The organism is Micromonospora sp. NPDC050784 (assembly GCF_044456765.1).
Taxonomy (GTDB): domain Bacteria; phylum Actinomycetota; class Actinomycetes; order Mycobacteriales; family Micromonosporaceae; genus Micromonospora; species Micromonospora foliorum.
Map to the genome: position 1 here is coordinate 285,768 of NZ_JBITGG010000002.1, position 21,689 is coordinate 307,456.

General features: G+C 70.3%; 22 protein-coding genes. 8 read left to right on the forward strand and 14 right to left on the reverse strand.

What is annotated here, in order from left to right:
- Window positions 1-42: 42 nt before the first annotated feature.
- Window positions 43-501 (reverse strand): Lrp/AsnC family transcriptional regulator, encoded by a 459-nt coding sequence (locus ACIBD9_RS03720; protein ID WP_091395696.1) that lies wholly within the window; start codon window positions 499-501, stop codon window positions 43-45.
- 270 nt (window positions 502-771) lie between these two features.
- Here ACIBD9_RS03720 and ACIBD9_RS03725 point away from each other — a divergent pair, with 270 nt between their 5' ends.
- On the forward strand, window positions 772-1,038 hold the full coding sequence (locus ACIBD9_RS03725; RefSeq protein ID WP_007454516.1) for a BldC family transcriptional regulator: 267 nt from the start codon (window positions 772-774) through the stop codon (window positions 1,036-1,038).
- Between the two features lie 84 nt (window positions 1,039-1,122).
- Here ACIBD9_RS03725 and ACIBD9_RS03730 read toward each other — a convergent pair whose 3' ends face one another.
- Window positions 1,123-1,752: a UbiX family flavin prenyltransferase gene (locus ACIBD9_RS03730; protein ID WP_396714200.1), complete on the reverse strand. Its 630-nt coding sequence runs from the start codon at window positions 1,750-1,752 to the stop codon at window positions 1,123-1,125.
- 152 nt (window positions 1,753-1,904) lie between these two features.
- On the opposite strand from ACIBD9_RS03730, the gene ACIBD9_RS03735 reads away from it, so the two are divergent.
- Window positions 1,905-2,891: a terpene synthase family protein gene (locus ACIBD9_RS03735; RefSeq protein ID WP_396714202.1), complete on the forward strand. Its 987-nt coding sequence runs from the start codon at window positions 1,905-1,907 to the stop codon at window positions 2,889-2,891.
- Between the two features lie 38 nt (window positions 2,892-2,929).
- Here ACIBD9_RS03735 and mqnP read toward each other — a convergent pair whose 3' ends face one another.
- The 3 genes from mqnP to ACIBD9_RS03750 all read right to left on the reverse strand — a co-directional run bounded on the left by mqnP (window position 2,930) and on the right by ACIBD9_RS03750 (window position 5,693).
- Entirely contained in the window at window positions 2,930-3,841 is a 912-nt protein-coding gene (gene mqnP, locus ACIBD9_RS03740; RefSeq protein ID WP_396714204.1) for a menaquinone biosynthesis prenyltransferase MqnP, read from the reverse strand.
- A complete protein-coding gene (locus ACIBD9_RS03745) occupies window positions 3,841-5,301 on the reverse strand; it encodes a menaquinone biosynthesis decarboxylase (protein WP_396714207.1) in 1,461 nt (486 codons plus the stop codon). Before ACIBD9_RS03745 ends, mqnP begins: the two co-directional genes overlap by 1 nt.
- A gap of 98 nt (window positions 5,302-5,399) precedes the next feature.
- The gene (locus ACIBD9_RS03750; protein WP_396714209.1) at window positions 5,400-5,693 is read right to left on the reverse strand and encodes a DUF1330 domain-containing protein; all 294 of its coding nucleotides are present in this window, start codon (window positions 5,691-5,693) and stop codon (window positions 5,400-5,402) included.
- A gap of 131 nt (window positions 5,694-5,824) precedes the next feature.
- Between ACIBD9_RS03750 and ACIBD9_RS03755 the strand changes: the two genes are divergently transcribed.
- Entirely contained in the window at window positions 5,825-6,157 is a 333-nt protein-coding gene (locus ACIBD9_RS03755; protein ID WP_396714211.1) for an ArsR/SmtB family transcription factor, read from the forward strand.
- 69 nt (window positions 6,158-6,226) lie between these two features.
- Window positions 6,227-7,102, forward strand: coding sequence for an alpha/beta fold hydrolase (locus ACIBD9_RS03760; protein WP_396714213.1), 876 nt, complete (start codon window positions 6,227-6,229; stop codon window positions 7,100-7,102).
- On the opposite strand, the gene ACIBD9_RS03765 is transcribed toward ACIBD9_RS03760, so the two are convergent.
- Window positions 7,090-7,653, reverse strand: a complete 564-nt coding sequence (locus ACIBD9_RS03765) for a carboxymuconolactone decarboxylase family protein (protein ID WP_396714215.1) — start codon at window positions 7,651-7,653, stop codon at window positions 7,090-7,092. The two genes, ACIBD9_RS03760 and ACIBD9_RS03765, sit on opposite strands and share 13 nt — an antisense overlap.
- 128 nt (window positions 7,654-7,781) lie before the next feature.
- Here ACIBD9_RS03765 and ACIBD9_RS03770 point away from each other — a divergent pair, with 128 nt between their 5' ends.
- From ACIBD9_RS03770 to ACIBD9_RS03780, 3 genes are all read left to right on the forward strand, one after another.
- Entirely contained in the window at window positions 7,782-8,258 is a 477-nt protein-coding gene (locus ACIBD9_RS03770; protein ID WP_396714217.1) for a MarR family winged helix-turn-helix transcriptional regulator, read from the forward strand.
- A gap of 100 nt (window positions 8,259-8,358) precedes the next feature.
- The gene (locus ACIBD9_RS03775; protein ID WP_396714219.1) at window positions 8,359-8,634 is read left to right on the forward strand and encodes a hypothetical protein; all 276 of its coding nucleotides are present in this window, start codon (window positions 8,359-8,361) and stop codon (window positions 8,632-8,634) included.
- Between the two features lie 77 nt (window positions 8,635-8,711).
- A complete protein-coding gene (locus ACIBD9_RS03780; protein ID WP_396714221.1) occupies window positions 8,712-10,076 on the forward strand; it encodes a hypothetical protein in 1,365 nt (454 codons plus the stop codon).
- 70 nt (window positions 10,077-10,146) lie between these two features.
- On the opposite strand, the gene ccsB is transcribed toward ACIBD9_RS03780, so the two are convergent.
- The 6 genes from ccsB to hemL are packed head-to-tail and all read right to left on the reverse strand — an operon-like array spanning window position 10,147 to window position 16,130.
- The gene (gene ccsB / locus ACIBD9_RS03785) at window positions 10,147-11,115 is read right to left on the reverse strand and encodes a c-type cytochrome biogenesis protein CcsB (protein ID WP_396714223.1); all 969 of its coding nucleotides are present in this window, start codon (window positions 11,113-11,115) and stop codon (window positions 10,147-10,149) included.
- A complete protein-coding gene (locus ACIBD9_RS03790; RefSeq protein WP_396714225.1) occupies window positions 11,115-12,752 on the reverse strand; it encodes a cytochrome c biogenesis protein ResB in 1,638 nt (545 codons plus the stop codon). Before ACIBD9_RS03790 ends, ccsB begins: the two co-directional genes overlap by 1 nt.
- Window positions 12,752-13,570 (reverse strand): cytochrome c biogenesis CcdA family protein, encoded by an 819-nt coding sequence (locus ACIBD9_RS03795; protein ID WP_396714227.1) that lies wholly within the window; start codon window positions 13,568-13,570, stop codon window positions 12,752-12,754. Before ACIBD9_RS03795 ends, ACIBD9_RS03790 begins: the two co-directional genes overlap by 1 nt.
- Complete coding sequence (locus ACIBD9_RS03800; protein ID WP_396714229.1) at window positions 13,570-14,139, reverse strand: TlpA family protein disulfide reductase; 570 nt, start codon at window positions 14,137-14,139, stop codon at window positions 13,570-13,572. Before ACIBD9_RS03800 ends, ACIBD9_RS03795 begins: the two co-directional genes overlap by 1 nt.
- A complete protein-coding gene (locus ACIBD9_RS03805) occupies window positions 14,139-14,786 on the reverse strand; it encodes a histidine phosphatase family protein (RefSeq protein ID WP_091395739.1) in 648 nt (215 codons plus the stop codon). Before ACIBD9_RS03805 ends, ACIBD9_RS03800 begins: the two co-directional genes overlap by 1 nt.
- Before the next feature lie 6 nt (window positions 14,787-14,792).
- Window positions 14,793-16,130 (reverse strand): glutamate-1-semialdehyde 2,1-aminomutase, encoded by a 1,338-nt coding sequence (gene hemL / locus ACIBD9_RS03810; protein WP_396714231.1) that lies wholly within the window; start codon window positions 16,128-16,130, stop codon window positions 14,793-14,795.
- Window positions 16,131-16,309: 179 nt separating this feature from the next.
- Here hemL and ACIBD9_RS03815 point away from each other — a divergent pair, with 179 nt between their 5' ends.
- Window positions 16,310-16,645, forward strand: coding sequence for an STAS domain-containing protein (locus ACIBD9_RS03815; RefSeq protein ID WP_007454492.1), 336 nt, complete (start codon window positions 16,310-16,312; stop codon window positions 16,643-16,645).
- Between the two features lie 13 nt (window positions 16,646-16,658).
- Here ACIBD9_RS03815 and ACIBD9_RS03820 read toward each other — a convergent pair whose 3' ends face one another.
- Window positions 16,659-17,213: a response regulator gene (locus tag ACIBD9_RS03820; RefSeq protein ID WP_357197877.1), complete on the reverse strand. Its 555-nt coding sequence runs from the start codon at window positions 17,211-17,213 to the stop codon at window positions 16,659-16,661.
- Window positions 17,210-21,577 carry a HAMP domain-containing protein gene (locus ACIBD9_RS03825; RefSeq protein ID WP_396714234.1) on the reverse strand — a complete coding sequence of 1,456 codons (4,368 nt, stop codon included), beginning with the start codon at window positions 21,575-21,577 and terminating at the stop codon, window positions 17,210-17,212. The genes ACIBD9_RS03820 and ACIBD9_RS03825 overlap by 4 nt, the downstream gene beginning before the upstream one ends.
- Window positions 21,578-21,689 lie beyond the last annotated feature (112 nt).

The following is a 21,689-nucleotide window of genomic DNA, read 5'->3' on the forward strand; positions in this document are numbered from 1 at the left end:
CTACCGCCGGCCGACCGGGTGACACCAGGGGTACGAGGGCGGTCAGGCCGCGGGCGGGCCCACCGGCTGCGGGCGGTTCTCCCACTTGGTGGAGAGCGCGATGGCGGTACGGGTGGAGGCGACCCCCGGCGTCCGGTTCAACCGCACGATCAACTGCTCCAGCTCGGCGATCGTGCCGACCCGCGCCTTGAGGAGGAACGACTCCACGCCGGCCATGAAGTAGCAGGACTCGATCTCGGGCAGCACCCGCAGCGACTCGAGCATGTCGTCGCTGTCGGCGCCGGAGTCCTCGACGATGCCGATCAGCGCGGTGACACCGAGCCCGATCGACTCCGGGGCCACGTCCGCGCGGTAGCCCCGGACCACCCCGCTGCTCTCCAGCTTGCCGACCCGCTCGTGTACGGCCGGGGCCGAGAGGCCCACCTGTCGGGCCAGCTCGGCGTACGAGAGGCGGGCGTTGCCACGCAGCAGGTCGACGAGGCTCAGGTCGATGGCATCCACAGAGAGTGACCCTAACCGTTCACGCGTAACGCGCGGCCTTCGGCACCCGTTGGACTGAGCGGCGAGTCACTGTTCATAAACCGCCGGTCAGGGCATCGGTAGCACCAGTAACATTACTAACTCCCCACTCAGTGCATTTTTCGCGTTTGGGCGGACAGGCCATGTCCCTGGTGCTGTAATTGCCATACGTCCCTCATGACGGCTCTGGGCTACGCACCAGCCGGGGGCAGTGTGTTCAGCCGGGGGCTTCGTCGACGCGAGGAGGGGGCTGTGGACACTGGAGATCGCCTGCTGACACCGGGTGAGGTCGCCGCGCTGTTTCGGGTAGACCCGAAAACTGTGACGAGATGGGCGGCGGCCGGCCGGATAGGAAGCATCCGGACTCCAGGCGGGCATCGCCGGTTTCGGGAATCCGAGGTGCGAGCCCTGCTTGAGGGGGAGGGCATGCTGGACGAGGTGGATGAGGTCGGTAAGCCACGCAATGTGGGGCCGGCGGCATCCACGGGGCCGGGTCCGGCCAACGCCGGCATGTACTGAACTGGTGCGGACAACGCCACGCGGACCGGACACCAGTCCGGTCCGCGTCCCGCTTCGGCCGACTACCGACACGAACGGGACGGCTCAGCTTCGTGTTGCGCCGAGTTGGCCGGACCACCGCCGGAACAGGGTGTGCGGGACGCCGAGCGCGTCCAGCACCTTGCCGGCCACGAAGTCGACCAGTTGCTGCGCGCTGGCCGCCGCGCCGGCGCCGTAGAAGCCGGGGCTGGCCGGCAGCACCACCGCACCCGCGTCGTGCAGCGCGATGAGGTGCTCCAGGTGGCTGCGGGTCACCGGTGTCTCCCGGGGGACCAGCACCACGGGACGGCGCTCCTTGAGGTTGACCTCGGCGGCACGCTGCAACAGGTCCTTGGAGAGCCCGATCGCGATGCCCGCGCAGGCTGCCGTGCTGGCCGGGACCACAGTCATCCCGCGTACCCGGTAGGAGCCGCTGCTCGGCCCGGCGGCCAGGTCGCCGGCCGGCCAGTGCCGCACATCCGCCGTGGTCAGGTCCCGGTCGAGCCAGGCCGCGAGGTCCTCGGCCCAGTGCCCGTCCCGGAAGGGTCGGCCGGTCTCGTCGAGCACGGTGAGTCGCGCCGCCCGGGACACGATCAGGTCCACCGGCTCGCCCGCGTCGAGTAGGCCGCCGATGACGGCCGCCGCGTACGGCGTACCGGAGGCACCGGAGACCCCGACCACCCATGGTTCCCGCATGCCCCCAGCCTGCCTGGTCCGGCTGGTCCGCTGGTGGGCACCCCCGGGGTTGGTCCGGTCCGACATGTCGGACGGGGTACCTGCGTATCCCGCCGACCTGACATGCTGCCGCTGGCGATTCGCACCGGAACCATCTCGAAGAGGAGGCATCGGTGACGACCGGCGAGATCCTCCGGGCGCTGCGTGCCGAATGTCCGATTCCGCCCCGGCTTCCCCCACCACACGCCGATCGCGTGCAGGACTGGCTGCTCGGTCTGCTGCCCGAGCTTGGTTTCTCACTGGACGACGCCGCGCTGCACCGGCTGTCCCGGGGAGCCTTCGCCCGGTACGCCGGACGGCTCTACCCGGAGGCGACCGAAGCCGACCTGCGGGTGCTGGCCGCGCTGTTCACCTGGTTCTTCCTGGTCGACGACGCCTGCGACGGGCCGAATCGGTTGACCCCGGAGCAGATCCGGGCGCTGCGCAACGGCACCCTGGCGCTGCTGCACGACGGCACCCGGCTGCGGCACCCCGGGCTGACCGGCCCGCTGCGGCGACTGCTGGTGCTGGCCTGGCGGGAGCCGCGCCGCCGGATGCCGGCCCGGTGGCGGCAGCGCTTCGCCGACGCGGTGGCCCGACACCTCGACGGCACCTGGCAGGAGGCGGTCAACAAGGAGGCCGGCCGCCGTCCCAGCGTGGACGAGTACGTCGAGCTGCGTCGGTCGACCTCGGCGGCGGAGGTGTCGTACCCGCTGGTGGAGTTCGTCAGTGGCCGACCGTTGCCCGACCCGGTCTACCACCACCCGTTGCTGCGTCAGATCGCCCGCACCGGCAACGACCTGCTCTCCTGGTACAACGACCTGGCCTCGCTGGAACGGGACCGGGTGACCGCCGGCGGGCACAACCTCGTCCTCGCCATCGAGGGCGACCTGGCCGTACCGGAGGCGGAGGCGGTCGAACGGGCGGCCGAGCACTGGCGGGAGGCGATGGGACGTTTCGTCGCGCTGCGAGCCGCCGTGCCGTCGTTCGGCCCGACGTTGGACGAGGCGGTCGCCGACCACCTCGACGGTGTCGCGTACGCCGTGCGCGGGACCATCGACTGGACCTTCGAGAGCGCCCGCTACCCGGTCAGCACCGCACCGCCGGCCTCCGGGCCCTAGGGCCGGCTCAGCCTCAGGGCCGGGGGGCCGGCTCAGCCTCAGGGCTGGAGGCCGAGCCGGATCACCAGATCGAGCAGGGCGAAGAGGAACAGTGCGATGCCGACGAAGCCGTTGGCGGTGAAGAACGCCCGGTTGACCTTGCTGAGGTCGGTCGGGGTGACCACCAGGTGCTGGTAGCCGAACGCCACAGCGGTCAGCGCCAGCCCGATCCACCAGAGCCAGCCGAGACCGATCAACGCACCGAACCAGATGAACAGCGCGAAGGTCACCACGTGCGCGACCGTTGAGGCGTGCAGCGCGAAGCGCCGACCGTACCGGGCGGGCACGCTGTGCACGCCGATCTCCCGGTCGATCTCGGAGTCCTGGCAGGCGTAGATCAGGTCGAAGCCGCCGATCCACAGCCCCACGGCCGCCCCGAGCAGCCAGGCCGGCCCGGAGCCGTCCAGGGTGCCGGTGACCGCCAGCCAGGCGCCGACCGGGCCGACCGCCTGGGCGACCCCGAGGATGGCGTGCGGCCAGTTGGTGAACCGCTTGGCGTACGGGTAGACGACCAGCGGCACCACGGCGAGCGGCGCGAGCACCAGACAGAGCGGGTTGAGCAGGGCGGCGACGACGAGGAAGACCACCAGCGCGACGGCCGCGCCGGTCCAGGCCGTCCGCACGCTCACCGCTCCGGTGACCAGTTCCCGACCGGCGGTACGCGGGTTCCGCGCGTCGATCTGGCGGTCGAGAATCCGGTTGGCGGCCATCGCGAACGTCCGCGCCCCGACCATCGCCACGGTGATCAGCAGCAGGTCGAGCCACCGGACCCGCCCACCGTTGACCTGCATCGCGGCCAGCGCCGAGAGGAACGCGAACGGCAGCGCGAACACGGAGTGCTCGACGGCGACGAGCTTCAGGAAGGACTTGGTCCGGCCCGGCTTCGCCGTCGGTGCGTCGAGGACGGCCATCAGATTCCGTACTCCTTCCAGCGCTTGTCGACCAGGGCCGTGACCTCGGGTGCCATGGTCATCTCCTCCGGCCACCCACGGGTGTAGCCCTCGGTGGGCAGCTTGCGGGTCGCGTCGACGCCGGCCTTGCCGCCCCAGAACTGCTGGTACGACGAGTGGTCGAGGTGGTCCACCGGACCCTCGGTGAGCAGCAGGTCGCGGGCGTAGTCGACGTTGCCGAAGGCCCGGAAGGCGACCTCGTTGTAGTCGTGCACGTCGCAGTCCTCGTCGACGATCACGATCAGCTTGGTCAGCGACATCAGGTGCGCGCCCCAGATCGCGTTCATCACCTTCTGCGCGTGCTTCGGGTAGCGCTTGCGGATCGAGACGATCGCGCAGTTGTGGAAGACGCCAGCGGCCGGCAGGTCGTAGTCGACGATGTCCGGGATCATCAACTTGAGCAGCGGCTGGAAGATCCGCTCGGTGGCCTTGCCGAGGCCGTGGTCCTCCTGCGGCGGCTTCGAGGTGACGATCGAGTGGTAGACCGGCTTGCGCTGCATGGTCATCGCCTCGATGTGCAGCACGGGGAACGGCTCGACCGGCGTGTAGAAACCGGTGTGGTCGCCGAACGGCCCCTCGGGCAGCCGTTCACCCGGCTCCAGATAGCCCTCCAGCACGATCTGCGCGTGCGCCGGCACCTGCAACGGCACGGTGAGGCAGTCGACCATCTCCACCCGCTCGCCACGCAGGAACCCGGCGAACAGGTACTCGTCGATGTCACTGGGCAGGGGCGCGCTGGCCGCGTACGACACGACCGGGTCGCAGCCGATCGCGACCGCGACCGGCAGGCGCTGCCCGAGCCGCTCGGCGACCGCGTGGTGGGCCGTGGAGTCCTTGTGGATCTGCCAGTGCATGCCCAGGGTGTTGCGGCCGTGCTGCTGGAGGCGGTACAGGCCCAGGTTGCGCTTGCCGGTCTCCGGGTGCTTGGTGTGGGTCAGCCCGTAGTTGTGGAAGATCCCGCCGTCGTCGGGCCAGACCTGCAACCCCGGCAGCCGGTTGAGGTCGACGTCCTCACCCCGGTAGACGACCTCCTGACAGGGGGCGGTCTTGACCTTGCGCGGCGGCACCGACTTGAGCTGCATGACCTTGCCGAGACCCTCCCGGATGCCCGACCAGCCGACCGGCAACTCCGGCTTGATCAGCGCGCCGATCCGGGCACCGACCTCGTCCAGCGAGTCGACGCCGAGGGCCATCGCCATCCGCTTCTCGGTGCCGAACAGGTTGATCGCCACCGGCATCTCACCCCGGGTTGGCCGCTCGAAGAGCAGCGCAGGGCCGCCAGCCCGCACCGTGCGGGTGACCACCTCGCTGATCTCCAGGGTCGGATCGACCGGGACGTCGATCCGGCGCAACTCCCCCGCGCGCTCCAGCGCCGCGATGAAGTCCTTGAGATCGGTGTACGGGAAGCCACGAGCCGCCATGTCGCCCAGTCTCCCGCACCGCGTCTGCGGCCGACCAGGCCGGGTGGTGTGAACCGGGGCATCCGCGGTGACGCCCCCGCTCACACCAGGCCGGGGCCTCAGGCGATGTCCGCGTCCATGACGAGGGCGCTCGCCCTGGCGAAGGTGTGCCGGAACTCCTTGAGCGGCGCGTACTCCGGGGAGTGGTAGAAGTCCAGGATCGCCTGCTTGTCGGGGAATTCGAGGACCACCGCGATGGCGGGCTTATGGTCGCTCTCCAGCACCAGCGGGTTGGTGTCCCGGGCTACCGGGCGACCGCCGAACCGGGCCACCACCTCCAGCGTCTGCGCCTCGTAGGCCGTCATCCTCTCGGCGTCCTCCGGCGTGACACTGATGATCATGTAAGCGCTCATCGTTCAACTCTCCCCACGATTGTTCGTATGTACGTGAACATTAGAAGCCACCTTGTGGGGGCGGCAACGGGTCGGACGATGACCTGGGGCACGATCATTCGACTGTTGATTGGTTCACGTATAGTCGAACTATGAAGGGCTTTGTTCACCCGGGTCGAGAGGACCTGCGCATCGACTCGGTGCTGGAGGCGCTGGCCAACCCGATCCGCCTGCGGATCGTGAAGAGGCTGGCCGGCGGCGAGGAGCTCACCTGCTCCACCACGTTGCCGGACGTCTCCCCCTCGACCGCCAGCCACCACTGGCGGGTACTGCGCGAGGGCGGTGTGCTCTGGGCTCGCCGGGAAGGGCGGATCATCCTGCACACGCTGCGCCGGGAGGACCTCGACGCCCGGTTTCCTGGACTACTGGATTCCGTCCTGGCCGCCGTCGACGACAGCGGCAGCCTGACCCCGGCCCTGCCGTGACGGCCGCACCCTGCGGGCATGGCGGGCGGTTGAGCGGGTAGCCGGGCGGCCGGCGGACGGAGGCGGCGAATGGGCGGGGAGCGGGTCCCGGCGGGGTTCACCGAGCAACGGGCGCGGGTCGGCCAGATCAGCATGAACTACGTCCGTGGCGGTGCCGGCCCGCCACTGGTGCTGCTGCACGGGTACCCGCAGTGTTGGTACATGTGGCGGCACCTGCTACCCGAGTTGGGGCGCTCCTTCGACGTGGTCGCGCCCGACCTGCGCGGCTTCGGCGGCAGCGACGCCCCGGACGGCGGGTACGACAAGAAGACCGTCGCCGCCGACCTGCACGGACTACTCGACCAGCTCGGCCTGGTCAGCGACCTCCGGCTGGTCGGGCACGACCTGGGAACCATGGTGGCGTACGCGTACGCCGCCGCCCATCCGCAGCGGGTGAGTCGGCTGGTGCTCACCGAGGCGCCGATCCCCGACGAGAGCATCTACACGTTCCCCGCGCTCACCTCGGCCGGGCCCGGGGTGTGGAACTTCGGCTACTTCTCCCTCGGCAACGGGCTTCCGGAGGCATTGGTCGACGGGCGGGAGTCGCTCTGGGTGGACAAGTTCACCGACGCGCTGATGGTGCGCAAGGGCAGCATCGCCGCGCCCGACATCGAGGAGTTCGCCAGCCATCTGCGCGACCCGGCGCACCTGCGGGCCAGCTTCGCCTACTTCCGGGCGTTCGAGCAGGACGTCGCCGACAACGCGGCGTACCGGGCCACGAAGCTGACGATGCCGGTGCTGGCCGTCGGCGCGGCGGCCAGCCTCGGTGGGCAGATCGCCGAGCAGGTTCGCCGGTACGCCGACACGGTCCGCGGCGAGGTGATCGAGGACTGCGGGCACTGGCTGTACGAGGAGCGTCCGGACGAGATGCTCGCCCTGCTGCGTGACTTCCTTCAGGCGGCCTGATCGGCGGGCGTCCAGGCGTGGGCGGCGAGCGGCGGGTCGAGCGGTGCCCGGGTGAGCCGGTTGGCGAAGGTGGAGATCGTGTACGCGCCGACGCCGAGCACCACGTCCAGCGCGTGCCGGGGCTGAAAGCCTGCGGTCAGGAAGTCGTCCAGTTCGTCGTCCGGCACCGCACCCCGGTGCTGGAGCACGGCCAGCGTGAACCGGCGCAGCGCCTCCAGTCGCGGCTCGGGTAGCACCGAGCCGGCACGTAGCGCGGTGATCAGCTCGGCGGTCGCACCGAGTCGGTTGAGCGTGCCGGTGTGCAGGGCGACGCAGACGTGGCACTCGTTGGTCGTGGCGACGGCGAGGACGACCACCTCCCGCTCCAGCGGCGTGAGGTCGGTCTGCTCGAAGCCCGCGTTGGCGGTGAGAAACCCGGCGAGCAACTGCGGTGATTCGGCCATCAGCGCCACCGGTGTCGGCAGCCAGCCGAACTGGCGGCGTACTCCCTCGATGGCCCGTCGGGCGGGAGTGGGCGCGGTCTCGGCGGTGTGGGCGGTGAAGACGGGCATGGTGACCTGCTTTCCAAGGCGGCGGCCGGAAGGGGCGGCGGTGACGAGGGACGGCGGCGCGGAGAAGCGGGCCGCATCACGTAAGATAGTCAACGTGGTTGACGAAATAGTAAACGCGGTTGACGAACATGGCAACCCCTGAACCCGCCCGGCCCGGCTTCCAGCTACCGCTGCTGCTGTTGGCCGGCTTCCGCACGCTGATCGACGATCTGCACGCCGAACTGGCTCGGGAGGGGCATCCGGAGCTGCGGCCACTGCACGGGTTCGTGCTCCAGGCCGTCGGCGCGGACGGCACCACCGCCACCGAGCTGGGCCAGCGGCTGGGCATCTCCAAACAGGCCGCGGGCAAGACCGTCGACCGGTTGGTCGCCGTCGGCTACCTGGAGCGGGTCGACGACCCCTCCGACGCGCGACGCCGGCTGGTCCGGGTGACCCCGCGCGGCGCCGACGGGCTACGCCGCTCGGCCGAGATCTTCGACCGGCTGCGCGCACAGTGGGCCGACACCCTCGGCCCGCAACGGGTCACCGCCCTGGAGGACGACCTGCGCACCATGGCCTCGGCCAACTGGTTCCGGCTCGACGTACCCGGCTGGTTCGGCGGCTGATCGCGGGCGCGCCGGAAACCGATCAACGGCCGGGTCAAGGCCGGCAGGCACATCTCACCGTGCCTGGCCGAACGGCGGGACGCGGGAGCAGAGTGAATCCATGTCGGACGCGTACGTCGTCGGCGACCCCGACGGGTTGTCGCCCCTGCTGGTCGAGCTTCGCGACGCCGTCGCCCGGGAGCTGCACGCCCAACTGGCGATGCGTGGCGAGCGGATCGAGCTTGCCGATCTACCGGAGGTGTCCTACCAGGTCACCGTCCAGGTCGAGCGGGCGTTGCGGGCCTGGCGACCGGGCCGGCGGGCACCGGCCGAGTCCTCTTTCGACCGAGATCGCGACGCGTCCGACCGAACGAAAACTGTCACAGGCGATCTCTAAGATCATGGATGCCGGTCGGGTCGGGGTGTTGCAGACCCGGCTTCTTCCGATCGGTTCATCCCTCAGCAAGGAGATCGATGAGATCTGTGCACGTTGCGCGTGGCAGGCTCTTGCGCGGTCTGACCGCGCTGGTCGTGGGCACCGCAGGAGTCGGTGTGGCGGCTGGCCCGGCCGCGGCCGAGGACGACCCGGGTTGGGTCAGTGGTTCGCTGGGCGATGTGTCGCTCGGCGCGGCCGGCGCTCCCAGCCGGACGGTGCCGCTGACCCTGAGCAGCACCGGGGCCAGCCAACCCCGGGTGACCATCGACCTGACCGGCCTGGCGGGCGTGGCCACCGCCAGCTTCCCCGACTTCTGCGTCACCGCGGGCACCTCGGTGACCTGCCCGATGCCGCCGACGGCCATCGAGGAGTTCGGCACGCTCACCGGCACTGTGCCGGTGGTGTTCCGGCCCGCGCCGGGTGCCGTCGACGGCGCGTCCGGCACCCTCGACTACACGGCGTTCGGCGAACAGACCGAGGCGTACGCCCAGCAGGCGACGGTCACCGTGCGGTCCGGGCCCGACCTGCTCGACATGGTCGACGAATACGTGACAGGCGTCGAGGTGGGCGACACGCTCCCCCTCGCGGTGGCCGTGGTCAATGCCGGCGACCAGCCGGCCGTGGACCTGCGGCTCACCATGCGCTTCCCGGTGGGCCTCGTGCCGGCCAGCTACCGCAACTGCCGGTACGGCACCGACCAGGTGCTCGCCACCGTTGTCGTCTGCACCGTGCGGGGCACGTTCGCGCCCGGTCAGCGGCACGAGCTGCGGGGCGGGCTCGCCACCACGGTCGGCCCGGCGACGCTCGGCGACAAGCGGATCACCCAGGTCGTGGAGCCGCTGGCCAGCGCCGGCCCACTCCCGAGCGGGGTGAGGCTCAGGAGCCGCGACGCCGACCAGGCGCTGCGGCTGCGGGCGGTCGGTACGCCGCTCGGCGTGATCCCGGTCGACGTGAACGGCGCCGGCGGTCAGACCTACCTGTGGGAGGTCCGGAGCGCCTTCGACATCGTCGCCCAGGGCGCGACCGTGACCGGTGCCGTCGGCGACACCGTCCAGGTCACCGTGGGCATCCGTAACGACGGGCCGGGTGTGCCGGATGGCACGAACTCGGGCGACACGGTCGGCGACTTCCTCTTCACCCCGCCCGCCGGGGTCACCGTGCTGGCCGACCCGCCGGGTTGCGGGTCGTACGGCGGGGAGGAGGAGGACGGCGCAACGACCCCGAAGTTCTGGCGCTGCAGTGGCCCGGGAGGCGTGTTCCCCGCCGGGGTCAGCAAGACGGCAACCTTCGACCTACGGATCGACAGCCTCGGCGGGTCCGCCGGGGAGGTCCAGCCGGCGAGCCGCTACCCCCGGGTGGACGACAACCCGGGCAACGACATCGCGCCGGTCACGGTGAGCTGACCCAGGCCACCTGAACAACGCGGGCCGGTCACGGACGAATCCGTGACCGGCCCGCACCGCGTTGCCAGGATCAGTCCAGCCCGCCGTACGAGTGCAGGCCGGTGAAGAAGATGTTCACACCGAACAGGTTCATCAGCATGGTGAGGAAGCCGAGCACAGCGATCCAGGTGGCCACGTTGCGCTTGACGCTGGGCGTCGCGCGGGCGTGCAGGTAGCCGGCGTACACCACCCAGGAGATGAACGCCCAGGTCTCCTTCGGGTCCCAGCCCCACGGCCGACCCCAGGCCGCCTCGGCCCAGATGGCACCGGCGATCACCGCGAAGGTGAAGATCGGGAACGCGAAGGCGTGCAGCGCGAAGGTCAGCCGCTCCAGGCCGACCGCGCCGGGCAGCCGCTTGGCCAGGGTGTACGGGAAGCTCCGCTTGCCCTGCTCGTACCCGTTGCGCATCAGGAAGCCGACCGCCGGCACCACGCCGAGCAGAAAGATGCCGGACGCGAAGACGATCGTCGAGACGTGGATGACGAACCAGTACGAGTTCAGCGCCGGCACCAGCGGCACGATCGGCACGTACAGCACCAGTTCGGCGGTGGCGACCAACAGCACCATCACCAGGGTGAGGAAGAGCCCGAGCTTGCGCAGGGACGGTCGATTCCAGAGCACCACCAGCCAGGCAGCCACCCCGATGAACGTCACCGTGAGCACGAACTCGTACATGTTGCCCCACGGCATCCGGTCCGCGGCGAGCCCACGGGTGACCAGCGCCGCCAGGTGCAGCCCGGCGGCGACCGCGGTGGCGCCCACCCCGATCAGTCCCGCCAGCCGGGCCCGCCCGGCGGAGCGGTCGGCCGGGGACGGCGACGGGACCGGCGCGGGCGGCGTCGGGACGGGACCGCCGGCACCGACCAACTCGCGCACCGGCGCCGCCGCGGCGACCCGGGTACGCACGTTGCCCAGCGCGTACTCCACGGCGTGACCGATCATCGCGATCAGGTACGCCAGGATCGCGAAGGTCACCAGATTGTCGGAGAGTGCGGACATCACTCGGCTCCTTCTCGCACGCCGGCCCGCTCAGTGGAGTCAGCGTCAGGCCGTTCGGCACCGCTGACAGCGGCGACGAGCTGGGTGAACTCGTCGGCGAACCCTGGATAGTCGGTACGCGGCAGCCCACCGACCTCCATCAAGCTACTACCGCTCGTCGGAGATCCTTCCCCGGGGTCGCCCGGGACCACCCGGAAGAAGACCCGGCGGCGCTTCCCGAACAGCGAACCCATCAGCCCGACCAGCAGGACGCCGCAGCTGACCAGCAGCATCGTCGAGCCGGGATCGTGCCGGATGGAGAGGGTGACGTACCGCTCAGTGCCCAGGAACTCGACTGTCGTGCCGTCGTCCAGCTTCCAGGTCTCGCCCTTGCGGAGCAGCTTGGTGCCGACCTCCTTGACCTTGCCGGTCCGCACCTGCCGCTGGTCGAGTTGGTAGACCGAACCGGGGATGCCGGCGTCCAGGCCGAGGTTGCCCCGGTAGGCGACCAGGTTCAGCGCCGGGTTGCGCTCGGTCGGATACTGCGAGCGGACGAACGGCGCCTGCTCGGGCGCCGTGGGCAGGTAGATGCCGGTGAACGCCACCTGCTGGTCCGGTGCGCGCTGGCCGGTCGCCGGGTCGACGTTCGCGTCCGGGAAGGCCGCCAGCCCCTCGCTGGTCAGGCCCATGTCGCCGGTGGTCAGGAACGGCTCGTCACTGATCTGGCTGTTGCCGAACCGGTCGGTGTAGCGGATCACCGGGGCGTACCCGTGGCCGAGCAGGTAGACGCTCGCGTCGTTCAGGCGCAGCGGTGAGTTCACCGAGAAGTCCGCGCTGCGGGTCGGCTCGTCCGGGCCGTCGACGGTGACCGTGGCGTTGAAGAACTCCGGCTGGCCGGACGGCAGGAACCGGGCCTCGAAGTCGTCCAGCCGCAGGCAGAAGCGGGGCAGGTCGGCGCTGTCCACCTGGGGGCCGAGCTTCGCCTCGGCGTACTGCTGGCGGGTGTTGCAGAACGCGTTGTCCGCGCCGGCCACCAGCAGCCGGTTGCCGCTCCAGCCGTACCAGGAGCCGAGCGCCACGCCGATCAGCACCGCGATCAGCGAGGTGTGGAACAGCAGGTTGCCGGTCTCCTTGAGGTAGCCCTTCTCGGCGGAGACCTCGTCGCCGCGCACCTCGACGCGCCAGCGGCGCTTGCGCAACGCCTCGGCGATCGCCGCCGCCCCACCGGGCGGGGCGGGCAGCACGGTGTGCTGCGGCAGCCGGGCCATCCGCTTCGGCGCGGCCGGCGGCCGGGACCGCAGCGTGCGGACGTGGTCGCGCAGCCGGGGCGTGATGCAGCCGATCAGGGAGGTGAACAGCAGCAGGTAGATCGCGGAGAACCAGACCGACCCGAAGACCTCGAACGCGCCGATCCGGTCCAGTCGGGGGGCCCAGTCCGGGTGGTCGACGAAGTACTCGTTGACCTTCTCCGGGCTGATCCCGCGCTGCGGCAGCACCGAGCCGGGGATGGCGGCGATCGCGAGCAGGAAGAGCAGGATCAGCGCCGTACGCATGCTGGTGAGCTGCCGCCACGAGTTACGCAGCAGGGCCAGCAGCCGGTTGGGCCGGCGGCGTGGCGCGGGCGCCACGGTCTCCGGTCGGTCGTCGACGACCGTCATCAGATGCTCACCTCGCCCACCCCGACGGTGGTCTGCAACCAGATCACGAAGCTCTGCCATCCGCCGGTGACCAGGGCCAGGCCGATCAGGATGAGCAGGGCACCGCCGACCCGGGTGACCCAGCGGCTGTTGCGCCGGACGGCGCGGAAGACCCCGAGCAGGCGTTCGAAGCCCAGCCCGAAGACGATGAACGGTATCCCCAACCCGAGGCAGTACGCCACGGCGAGCACCACCGCGCGGTCGCTCTGGCCGCTGGCGGTGGCCATGCCCATCACCGCGCCGAGCGTGGGGCCGGTGCAGGGCACCCAGCTCAGCGCGAAGACCGCACCGAAGACCGGTGCGCCGAGCAGCCCGGCCGACGGCAGCCGGGAGATCCGGAACTCCCGTTGCAGGGCGGGGATCATCCCGAGGTAGCTCAACCCCGCCACGATGATCAGCACGCCGACGCCGAACTGCAACTCGCGCTTGTAGTCGAAGAACACCCGGCCGAGGCTGGCGAAGAGGATCGCGGTGGCCACGAAGACGACTGTGAAGCCGCCGATGAAGAGCAGCGTCCCGGCGAGCACCCGACCCTTGACCGCGCCCGCCCGCGCGACCCGCTCCTTGACCGCGACACCCCCGGTGGTCGGCGCGGGGTCGGCCGCCGGTCGGCGGCCCTCCAGGTCGGCGCCGGCCAGGCCGGTCACGTACGACAGGTAGCCGGGGACGAGCGGGAGCACGCACGGGGAGAGGAAGCTGACCAGGCCGGCGAGCGCCGCCGCGCCGATGGCGAGCAGCAGCGGCCCGCTGAGGGCCAACTCCCGGAAGGTCTCGCCCATCAGTTCGGCGCCGGCTTCTCGGCGGCGATCCGTTCGACGATCGGTTGCAGGCCCTCCTGCTTGACGGCGGCCCGGATCACCGCCGCGATCCGGCCGTCCCGGTCGAGCACCACCGTCGCGGGCACGCTGTTCGGCGGGATGTCCAGCGCGAGCGCCGTCTTGCTGGACGGGTCGAAGAGGCTCGGATAGGTGACCCGGCCCTTCTCGAACGCCTTGGCCTTGTCCCGCGAATCCTGGACGTTGATGCCGAGGAAGTTCACCCCGGAACCCTTGGTGGCCTGGTAGACGGCTTCCAGGTCGTCCGCCTCGGCGCGGCACGGCGCGCACCAGGAACCCCAGAAGTTGATTACCACTACCTGACCGCGCGCCTCGCTGACGTCGTAGGTGCCGCCGAGCAGCAGCTCACCGGCGACCTTCGGAGGTGCGGAGCGCTGGTCCGGTGCGCACTCGAAGATCCCGTCGGTGGTGGTCGTGCAGGTCTTCTCCTGCGCCTTCGAGGACGTGCAGCCGACCAGCGCCACCGCGGCGACGGTGGCGAGCAGACCCGCGGTCCACCTCCGGGCGTTCATCAGGCCCCCTTGGCCGTCCGGGCGGTCGCGGAGAGAGCGATCAGGTGCGCGGCCGGCTCGCTGTAGCCGATGCCCGCCACCTTCGCGCCGTCGAAGTGGAACGAGGTGAGGCTGGCCAGCCCGCACTGCCGCTTGCGCGGGTCGTGCCAGAGCCGCTTGCGCTCGACGTAGCGGCGCAGCGTCCAGATCGGGAGCTGGTGCGACACCAGCACCGCCTCGCGGCCCTCGGCGGCGACCCGGGCGGCGTGCACGGCGGCGAACATCCGCTCGGCGATCACCCGGTACGCCTCGCCCCAGGACGGGGTCACCGGGTCGCGCAGCACCCACCAGTTGCGCGGGTCGCGGAACGACCCGTCACCCGGGGAGACCTTCTTGCCCTCGAACCAGTTGGCGCTCTCGATCAGCCGCTCGTCCACCCCGACCGGCAGCCCGAACTGGGCGGCGATCGGCTCGGCGGTCTGCTGGGCGCGCTCCAGCGGGCTGGCCACCACGTGCACGATCTCCCGCTCGGCCAGCCCTTGCGCGGCGGCCTTGGCCATCTGCACGCCCAGCTCGGAGAGGCGGAAACCGGGCAGCCGGCCGTAGAGGATCTGGTCGGGGTTGTACACCTCGCCGTGCCGAAGCACGTGAACCACAGTCTTGCTCAAGGCTCGTTACCCCCCGTGACCAGCCGCTGCCGCCGCGTTCGCCGCCGTCGGCAGCGCGTCCGCGATGTGTTCCAGTGCGGCGTCGTCGAGCGCCGCCGACACGAACCACGACTCGAACGCGCTCGGCGGCAGGTAGACGCCGGCGGCGAGCATCGCGTGGAAGAACGCCTTGAACGCCGGCACCTGCTGGGTGCGCGCGCTGTCGTAGTCGACCACGTCGGCGTCGGTGAAGAAGACCGAGAACATGCTGCCCGCGTACGACAGTCGGTGCGGGACCCCGGCGGCGGCCAACGCGTCGGACGCCAGCTTGCCCACGACGGCGGCCGTCTCGTCGAGGCGCTGGTACAGCGCGTCGTCGGCGAGCCGCAGGGTCGCCAGACCGGCGGCGCAGGCGAGCGGGTTACCGGAGAGGGTGCCGGCCTGGTAGACCGGGCCGGCCGGCGCGAGCCGCGCCATGATGTCCGCGCGCCCGCCGAACGCCGCGGCGGGCAGGCCACCACCCATGACCTTGCCGTACGTCCACAGGTCGGCGTCGGAGGCGTCGAGGCCGTGCCACCCGGCGCGGGAGACCCGGAACCCGGTCATCACCTCGTCCACCACGAGCAGGGCGCCGTGTGCGTGCGCGATCCGGGCGAGCTGCTGGTTGAAGCCGTCGCGGGGGGCCACCACGCCCATATTGCCGGCGGCGGCCTCGGTGATCACCGCGGCGATGTGCGGGCCCTCGGCGGCGAACGCCTCCTCGACGGCCCGGATGTCGTTGTACGGAAGAACGATCGTCTCGCTGGCCGCCGCGCCGGTCACGCCGGGCGAGTCGGGCAGGCCCAGGGTGGCCACGCCGGAGCCGGCGGCGGCGAGCAGAGCGTCGACGTGGCCGTGGTAGCAGCCGGCGAACTTGACGATCTTCGAACGGCCGGTGAAGCCACGGGCCAGCCGGATCGCCGACATGGTCGCCTCGGTGCCCGAGTTGACCAGGCGGACCTGCTCGACCGGGGTCCGCGCGACGATCTCGGTGGCCAACTCCACCTCACCTGGGGTGGGCGTGCCGAAGCTGGTGCCCCGGGCGGCGGCGGCCTGGACGGCCTCCACCACCTCCGGGTGGGCGTGCCCGAGGATCAGCGGACCCCAGGAGCAGACCAGGTCGACGTAGCGGCGACCGTCGGCGTCGTACAGCCACGGGCCCTCACCACGGACCATGAAACGCGGGGTGCCGCCGACCGCCTGGAAGGCGCGCACAGGGGAGTTCACCCCGCCCGGCACGATGGCGCGGGCGCGGTCGAACAGGGCCTCGGAGGCCGGCGCGTCGGCTGGGTAGCGGCCGGACCCGGCAGGAAAGATGTCGGTCACGATGCCGCCATTGTGACAGCGCCGGACGGTCAACCAGCAGCCACCCCGTGGTCGGGTTACCCGGCTCACCCGAGACCTGCACCCCTCGGCAGCGCCGACACGAGGGGCCTCGTGGCCTGGACGGCGACGGGTCGCGGCCTCGACAGGCCAGGTCGGTCGGATCGCGCTAGGCTGACCCAGTGGATCGTGCCGAACTGTCCATCACGCTACACCGGACGGGCGACGAAGCAGTCTTGCGCCTGGCCGGTGAGATCGACATGCTCACGGCGGCGCAGCTCTCCACCGTCGTCAACGAGGTGCTGGCCGACCCACCCCCACGGATCGTGCTCGACCTCGGCGGCGTCACCTTCTGCGACTCGCAGGGCCTGGGCACCCTTGTCGTGCTCAGCCGCAAGGCCAGCCACGCGCAGAGCCTGCTGATGCTGACGCACGTGGGCGACTTCCTGATCCGCGTACTGGACATCACGGGCCTGCGCAGCGCCCTGATGATCCGCAACGACCAGCCCACCGGCTGAGCCGCCCGCCGCGTCAGGCGGTGTTTCCCCAGCGGGCCTGTTCGAGCAGCCGTACCGCCCGGTCGCGGACCTCCGGGTCGTCCGAGCGGAGCTGGGCGGTCGCCTCGTCGACCGCTTCGGTGAGCCGCCGCCACTGGGTGTCGCGCTCCCGGACCAGGTCCGACTGGGCGGCCAACTGCCGGGTCTTCACCCACAGCTCGACGAAGACCGACACCTTCGCTCGGAGCACCCACGGGTCGAACGGCTTGGTGAGGTAGTCCACCGCACCCACCTGGTAGCCCCGCAGGGCGAGCTGGGCGTCCCGGTCCGCGGCGGTGAGGAAGATGATCGGCACGTGCCGGGTCCGTTCGCGGCGCTTGATGTGGCTCGCCGTCTCGAAGCCGTCCATGTCCGGCATCTGCGCGTCCAACAGGATCACCGCGAAGTCGTCCACCAGCAGCTGCTTGAGAGCCGCCTCGCCGCTCTCCACCGCCACGGACTGGACCGGCAGGCCCTGGAGGATCGCCTCCAGGGCCGTCAGATTCTGCCGCCGGTCGTCCACGAGCAGCGCCTTGGCCATCTGGGTCACGAAGTCTCCTCGGTCCGGCTGCCGTTGATCCAGGACGACATCAACTCGATCAGGTCGTCCAGGTCGACCGGCTTGGTGATGTAGTCGCTGCCCCCGGCAGCGAGCGCCGACTCACGGTCGCCCGGCATCGCCTTCGCGGTGAGGAAGACCACCGGAAGGTCGGCGAACCGGTGGTTGCGACGAATCTGGCGTGTGGTCTCGTAACCGTCCTGGTCGGGCATCATGGCGTCCATCAGCACGATGTCCACCTCCGGATGCTCGGCCAGCAGGCGGACACCGTCCGCCCCGTTGTCCGAGTACAGCACGGTCATCCCGTGCAGCTCCAACGCGCTGGTCAACGCGAAGACGTTGCGGACGTCGTCGTCCACGATCAGCACCGTGGCACCGTCCAGTTGACGGGTGGCCGGTGCCTCCGGCCGTTCCGGCAGCAGTTCCAGCGGCGGCATCAGCAGCGACGACGGCAGGCCGGCGCGCTGCGGCGACGGCGTCTGCGGCGCGACCACGGCGTCCGGGGCCAGCACCTGCGGCACGAACAGGGTGAAGGTCGAGCCCTGACCGGGCGCGGACGAGACGGTGATGGTGCCACCGATCAGTCGGGCCAGATCGCGGCTGATCGACAGGCCCAGGCCGGTGCCGCCGTAGCGGCGACTGGTCGTGCCATCGGCCTGCTGGAACGCCTCGAAGATGATCGACAGCTTGTCGTCGGAGATGCCGATCCCGGTGTCGATCACGGTGAACGCGATCACCTGCTGGGCGTTCGTCAACGCCGGGACGTCGAAGACCGCGTTCTCCGCGGCCGGGGCGATCCGCAGCGTCACGGCACCGTTGTCGGTGAACTTCACCGCGTTGGAGAGCAGGTTGCGCAGGATCTGCTGCAACCGCTGCGCGTCGGTCACCAACGCGGGCGGCAGATCCTTGCTCACCCGTACCTGGAAGTCCAGGTTCTTCTCCTCGGCCTGCGGCGCGAACGCCTGCTCGACGTAGCCGCGCAGCTCGGTGAAGCGGATCTCGGTCGGCTCGACGTCCATCCGACCCGCCTCGATCTTGGACAGGTCGAGGATGTCGTCGATCAGACGCAGCAGGTCGGAGCCGGACCCGTGGATGGTCCGGGCGAACTCGATCTGCTTCGGGCTGAGGTTCTGCTCCGAGTTCTCGGCCAGCAGTCGGGCCAGCAGTAGCAACGAGTTCAGCGGGGTCCGCAGCTCGTGGCTCATGTTGGCCAGGAACTCCGACTTGTACGCAGACGCCCGGGTCAGCTGCTGCGCCTTCTCCTCCAGGCCCAGCCGCGCCAGCTCGATCTCCCGGTTCTTCGTCTCGATGTTGCCCTTCTGCTCGGACAGCAGGGTGGCCTTCTCCTCCAGCTCGGCGTTGGTGCGCTGCAACTCGGCCGACTGCTCCTGCATCTCGTGCGCCAGCCGCTGCGACTGGGCCAGCAACTCCTCCGTACGCCGGTTGGCCTGGATGGTGTTGACCGCGATGCCGATGGTGAGCACCAGCCGCTCCAGGAACGACAGGTGCAGCTCGGAGAAGGCCGACACGCTGGCGAACTCGATCACCCCGAGCAGCTCACCCTCGAACAGGACGGGGAGCACCACCAGGTCGGACGGGGGTGTCTCGGCCAGACCGGACCGCAGGGTGAGGCGGCTGTTCGGGGAGGCGCTGACCCGAATCGTGCGACGGGAGAGCGCGGTCTGCCCGACCAGCCCCTCACCCGGCCCGAAGGTGACGTCGTGCCCCCGCGCCACGTACCCGTACGAGGAGGTCAGCCGCAGCCGCATGCTGCCGTCGGCGTCGTCGGCCAGGAAGAAGGCGCCGAGCTGGGCGTCGACAAGCGGAGTCACCTCCGTCATGATCATGCGGCAGACCTCGCCGAGGTCGCGCTGGCCCTGCAACAGGCCACCGATCCGGGCAAGGTTGGAGTCCAGCCAGCCCTGCTCGGCGTTCTTCTTGGTCGTCTCCCGAAGGGTGACGATCATCTGGTTGATGTTGTCCTTCAGCTCGGCGACCTCGCCCTGCGCCTTGACCGCGATCCGCTGGGTCAGGTCGCCGCGGGTCACCGAGGTGGACACCTGGGCGATGGCCCGCAACTGGGTGGTCAGCGTCGAGGCGAGCTGGTTGACGTTCTCGGTGAGGTCGCGCCAGGTGCCGGAGACACCCTTCACCTGCGCCTGACCACCGAGCTTGCCCTCGATACCCACCTCGCGGGCCACCCGGGTCACCTCGTCGGCGAACGACGACAGCTGGTCCACCATCGTGTTGACAGTCGACTTCAGCTCCAGAATCTCGCCCTGGGCGTCCACCGTGATCTTCTGCGACAGGTCGCCCTTCGCCACGGCGGTGGTCACCGAGGCGATATTGCGGACCTGGCTGGTCAGGTTCGAGGCCATCGAGTTCACGTTGTCGGTCAGGTCCCGCCAGGTGCCGGAAACGCCCTTCACCTGCGCCTGACCACCGAGCTTGCCCTCGGTGCCCACCTCACGGGCCACCCGGGTCACCTCGTCGGCGAACGACGACAGCTGGTCCACCATCGTGTTGACAGTCGACTTCAGCTCCAGGATCTCGCCCCGCGCGTCCACCGTGATCTTCTGCGACAGGTCACCCTTCGCCACCGCCGTGGAGACCTGGGCGATGTTGCGCACCTGGGCGGTCAGGTTGGAGGCCATCGAGTTGACGTTGTCGGTCAGGTCCCGCCAGGTGCCCGCGACCCCGCGCACCTGCGCCTGGCCGCCCAACTTGCCCTCGGTGCCCACCTCACGCGCGACCCGGGTCACCTCGTCGGCGAACGACGACAGCTGGTCCACCATCGTGTTGACAGTCGACTTCAGCTCCAGGATCTCGCCCCGCGCGTCCACCGTGATCTTCTGCGACAGGTCACCCTTCGCCACCGCCGTGGTCACCGAGGCGATATTGCGGACCTGACTGGTCAGGTTCGACGCCATCGAGTTCACGTTGTCGGTCAGGTCCCGCCACGTGCCGGAAACGCCCTTCACCTGCGCCTGACCGCCCAGGTTGCCCTCGGTGCCCACCTCACGGGCCACCCGGGTCACCTCGTCGGCGAACGACGACAGCTGATCGACCATGGTGTTGACGGTGTTCTTCAGCTCCAGGATCTCGCCCTGGGCGTCGACCGTGATCTTCTGCGACAGGTCGCCCTTCGCCACGGCGGTGGAGACCTGGGAGATGTTGCGGACCTGGCTGGTCAGGTTGCCGGCCAGCTGGTTGACGTTCTCGGTGAGGTCCCGCCAGGTGCCGGAGACGCCGCGCACCTGGGCCTGACCGCCCAACTTGCCCTCGATGCCCACCTCACGGGCCACCCGGGTCACCTCGTCGGCGAACGACGACAGCTGGTCCACCATCGTGTTGACGGTGTCCTTCAGCTCCAGGATCTCGCCCTGCGCCGCCACCGTGATCTTCTGCGACAGGTCGCCGCGCGCCACCGCCGTGGAGACCTGGGCGATGTTACGGACCTGGGCGGTCAGGTTCGACGCCATCGAGTTGACGCTGTCGGTCAGGTCCTTCCAGGTGCCGGCCACGTTCGGCACCTCGGCCTGGCCGCCCAACTTGCCCTCGGTGCCCACCTCGCGGGCCACCCGGGTCACCTGCTCGGCGAAGAGCCGCAGCGTGTCGGTGAGGTAGTTCATCGTTGCCGCCAGCTCGGCGACCTCACCCCGCGCGCCGACGGTGATCTTCTGCGACAGGTCGCCCTTGGCCACCGCCGTCGCCACCTGCGAGATCGACCGCACCTGGCCGGTCAGGTTCGACGCCATGGTGTTCACCGAGTCGGTGAGGTCCTTCCAGGTGCCGGCGACGCCCCGCACGTCGGCCTGGCCGCCCAACTTGCCCTCGGTGCCCACCTCACGGGCCACCCGGGTCACCTCGTTGGAAAACGACGACAGCTGGTCCACCATCGTGTTCACCGTCCGTCCGATGCGCAGGTACTCACCACGCAGCGGCCTACCGTCGATCTCCAACGCCATGTGCTGGGACAGGTCACCGTCGGCGACCGCCACGATCACCCGGGCGATCTCGGTGGTCGGTCGGCCCAGGTCGTCGATCAGCGAGTTGATCGCCCGCTGCCCCTCCGCCCAGGAGCCGTCCAGCCCCTCGTCGTCGAGCCGCTCGGTGAGCCGGCCGTCGCGGCCGACGATCCGGCTGATCCGCCGCAGGTCCAGGTACTGCCGCTCCTGGAGTGAGACCACCTCGTTGAAGGCGTCCGCCACCTCACCGGCCGGGCCGGCGCGGCGCGGAAGCCGGACCTTCAGGTCGCCGCGACCGATCCGTCGCAGGGCCTCGGCCAACTCACCGAGGAGCGCCTCGTGGTCGGACGCGGACGGATCCGCCACCGACTGCTTCGCCGTGGTCATCATTCCTCGCTCAACTCGGGGGGCGCCGGTCCGTGCGGACACACCGGCACCCCATATTGTGCCCGCGCGCGCCGCAGTGCCAGGGTGCGCGACCCGCCAGGCGACATCGATC

Bases quoted from the DNA above. Each gene is read 5' to 3' on its own strand.
- ACIBD9_RS03730 (WP_396714200.1), bottom strand. From the start codon at position 1,752: ATGCGGGAACCATGGGTGGTCGGGGTCTCCGGTGCCTCCGGTACGCCG.
- mqnP (WP_396714204.1), bottom strand. From the start codon at position 3,841: ATGGCCGTCCTCGACGCACCGACGGCGAAGCCGGGCCGGACCAAGTCC.
- ACIBD9_RS03745 (WP_396714207.1), bottom strand. From the start codon at position 5,301: ATGGCGGCTCGTGGCTTCCCGTACACCGATCTCAAGGACTTCATCGCG.
- ACIBD9_RS03750 (WP_396714209.1), bottom strand. From the start codon at position 5,693: ATGAGCGCTTACATGATCATCAGTGTCACGCCGGAGGACGCCGAGAGG.
- ACIBD9_RS03755 (WP_396714211.1), top strand. From the start codon at position 5,825: ATGAAGGGCTTTGTTCACCCGGGTCGAGAGGACCTGCGCATCGACTCG.
- ACIBD9_RS03760 (WP_396714213.1), top strand. From the start codon at position 6,227: ATGGGCGGGGAGCGGGTCCCGGCGGGGTTCACCGAGCAACGGGCGCGG.
- ACIBD9_RS03765 (WP_396714215.1), bottom strand. From the start codon at position 7,653: ATGCCCGTCTTCACCGCCCACACCGCCGAGACCGCGCCCACTCCCGCC.
- ACIBD9_RS03770 (WP_396714217.1), top strand. From the start codon at position 7,782: ATGGCAACCCCTGAACCCGCCCGGCCCGGCTTCCAGCTACCGCTGCTG.
- ACIBD9_RS03775 (WP_396714219.1), top strand. From the start codon at position 8,359: ATGTCGGACGCGTACGTCGTCGGCGACCCCGACGGGTTGTCGCCCCTG.
- ACIBD9_RS03780 (WP_396714221.1), top strand. From the start codon at position 8,712: ATGAGATCTGTGCACGTTGCGCGTGGCAGGCTCTTGCGCGGTCTGACC.
- ccsB (WP_396714223.1), bottom strand. From the start codon at position 11,115: ATGTCCGCACTCTCCGACAATCTGGTGACCTTCGCGATCCTGGCGTAC.
- ACIBD9_RS03790 (WP_396714225.1), bottom strand. From the start codon at position 12,752: ATGACGGTCGTCGACGACCGACCGGAGACCGTGGCGCCCGCGCCACGC.
- ACIBD9_RS03795 (WP_396714227.1), bottom strand. From the start codon at position 13,570: ATGGGCGAGACCTTCCGGGAGTTGGCCCTCAGCGGGCCGCTGCTGCTC.
- ACIBD9_RS03800 (WP_396714229.1), bottom strand. From the start codon at position 14,139: ATGAACGCCCGGAGGTGGACCGCGGGTCTGCTCGCCACCGTCGCCGCG.
- ACIBD9_RS03825 (WP_396714234.1), bottom strand. From the start codon at position 21,577: ATGACCACGGCGAAGCAGTCGGTGGCGGATCCGTCCGCGTCCGACCAC.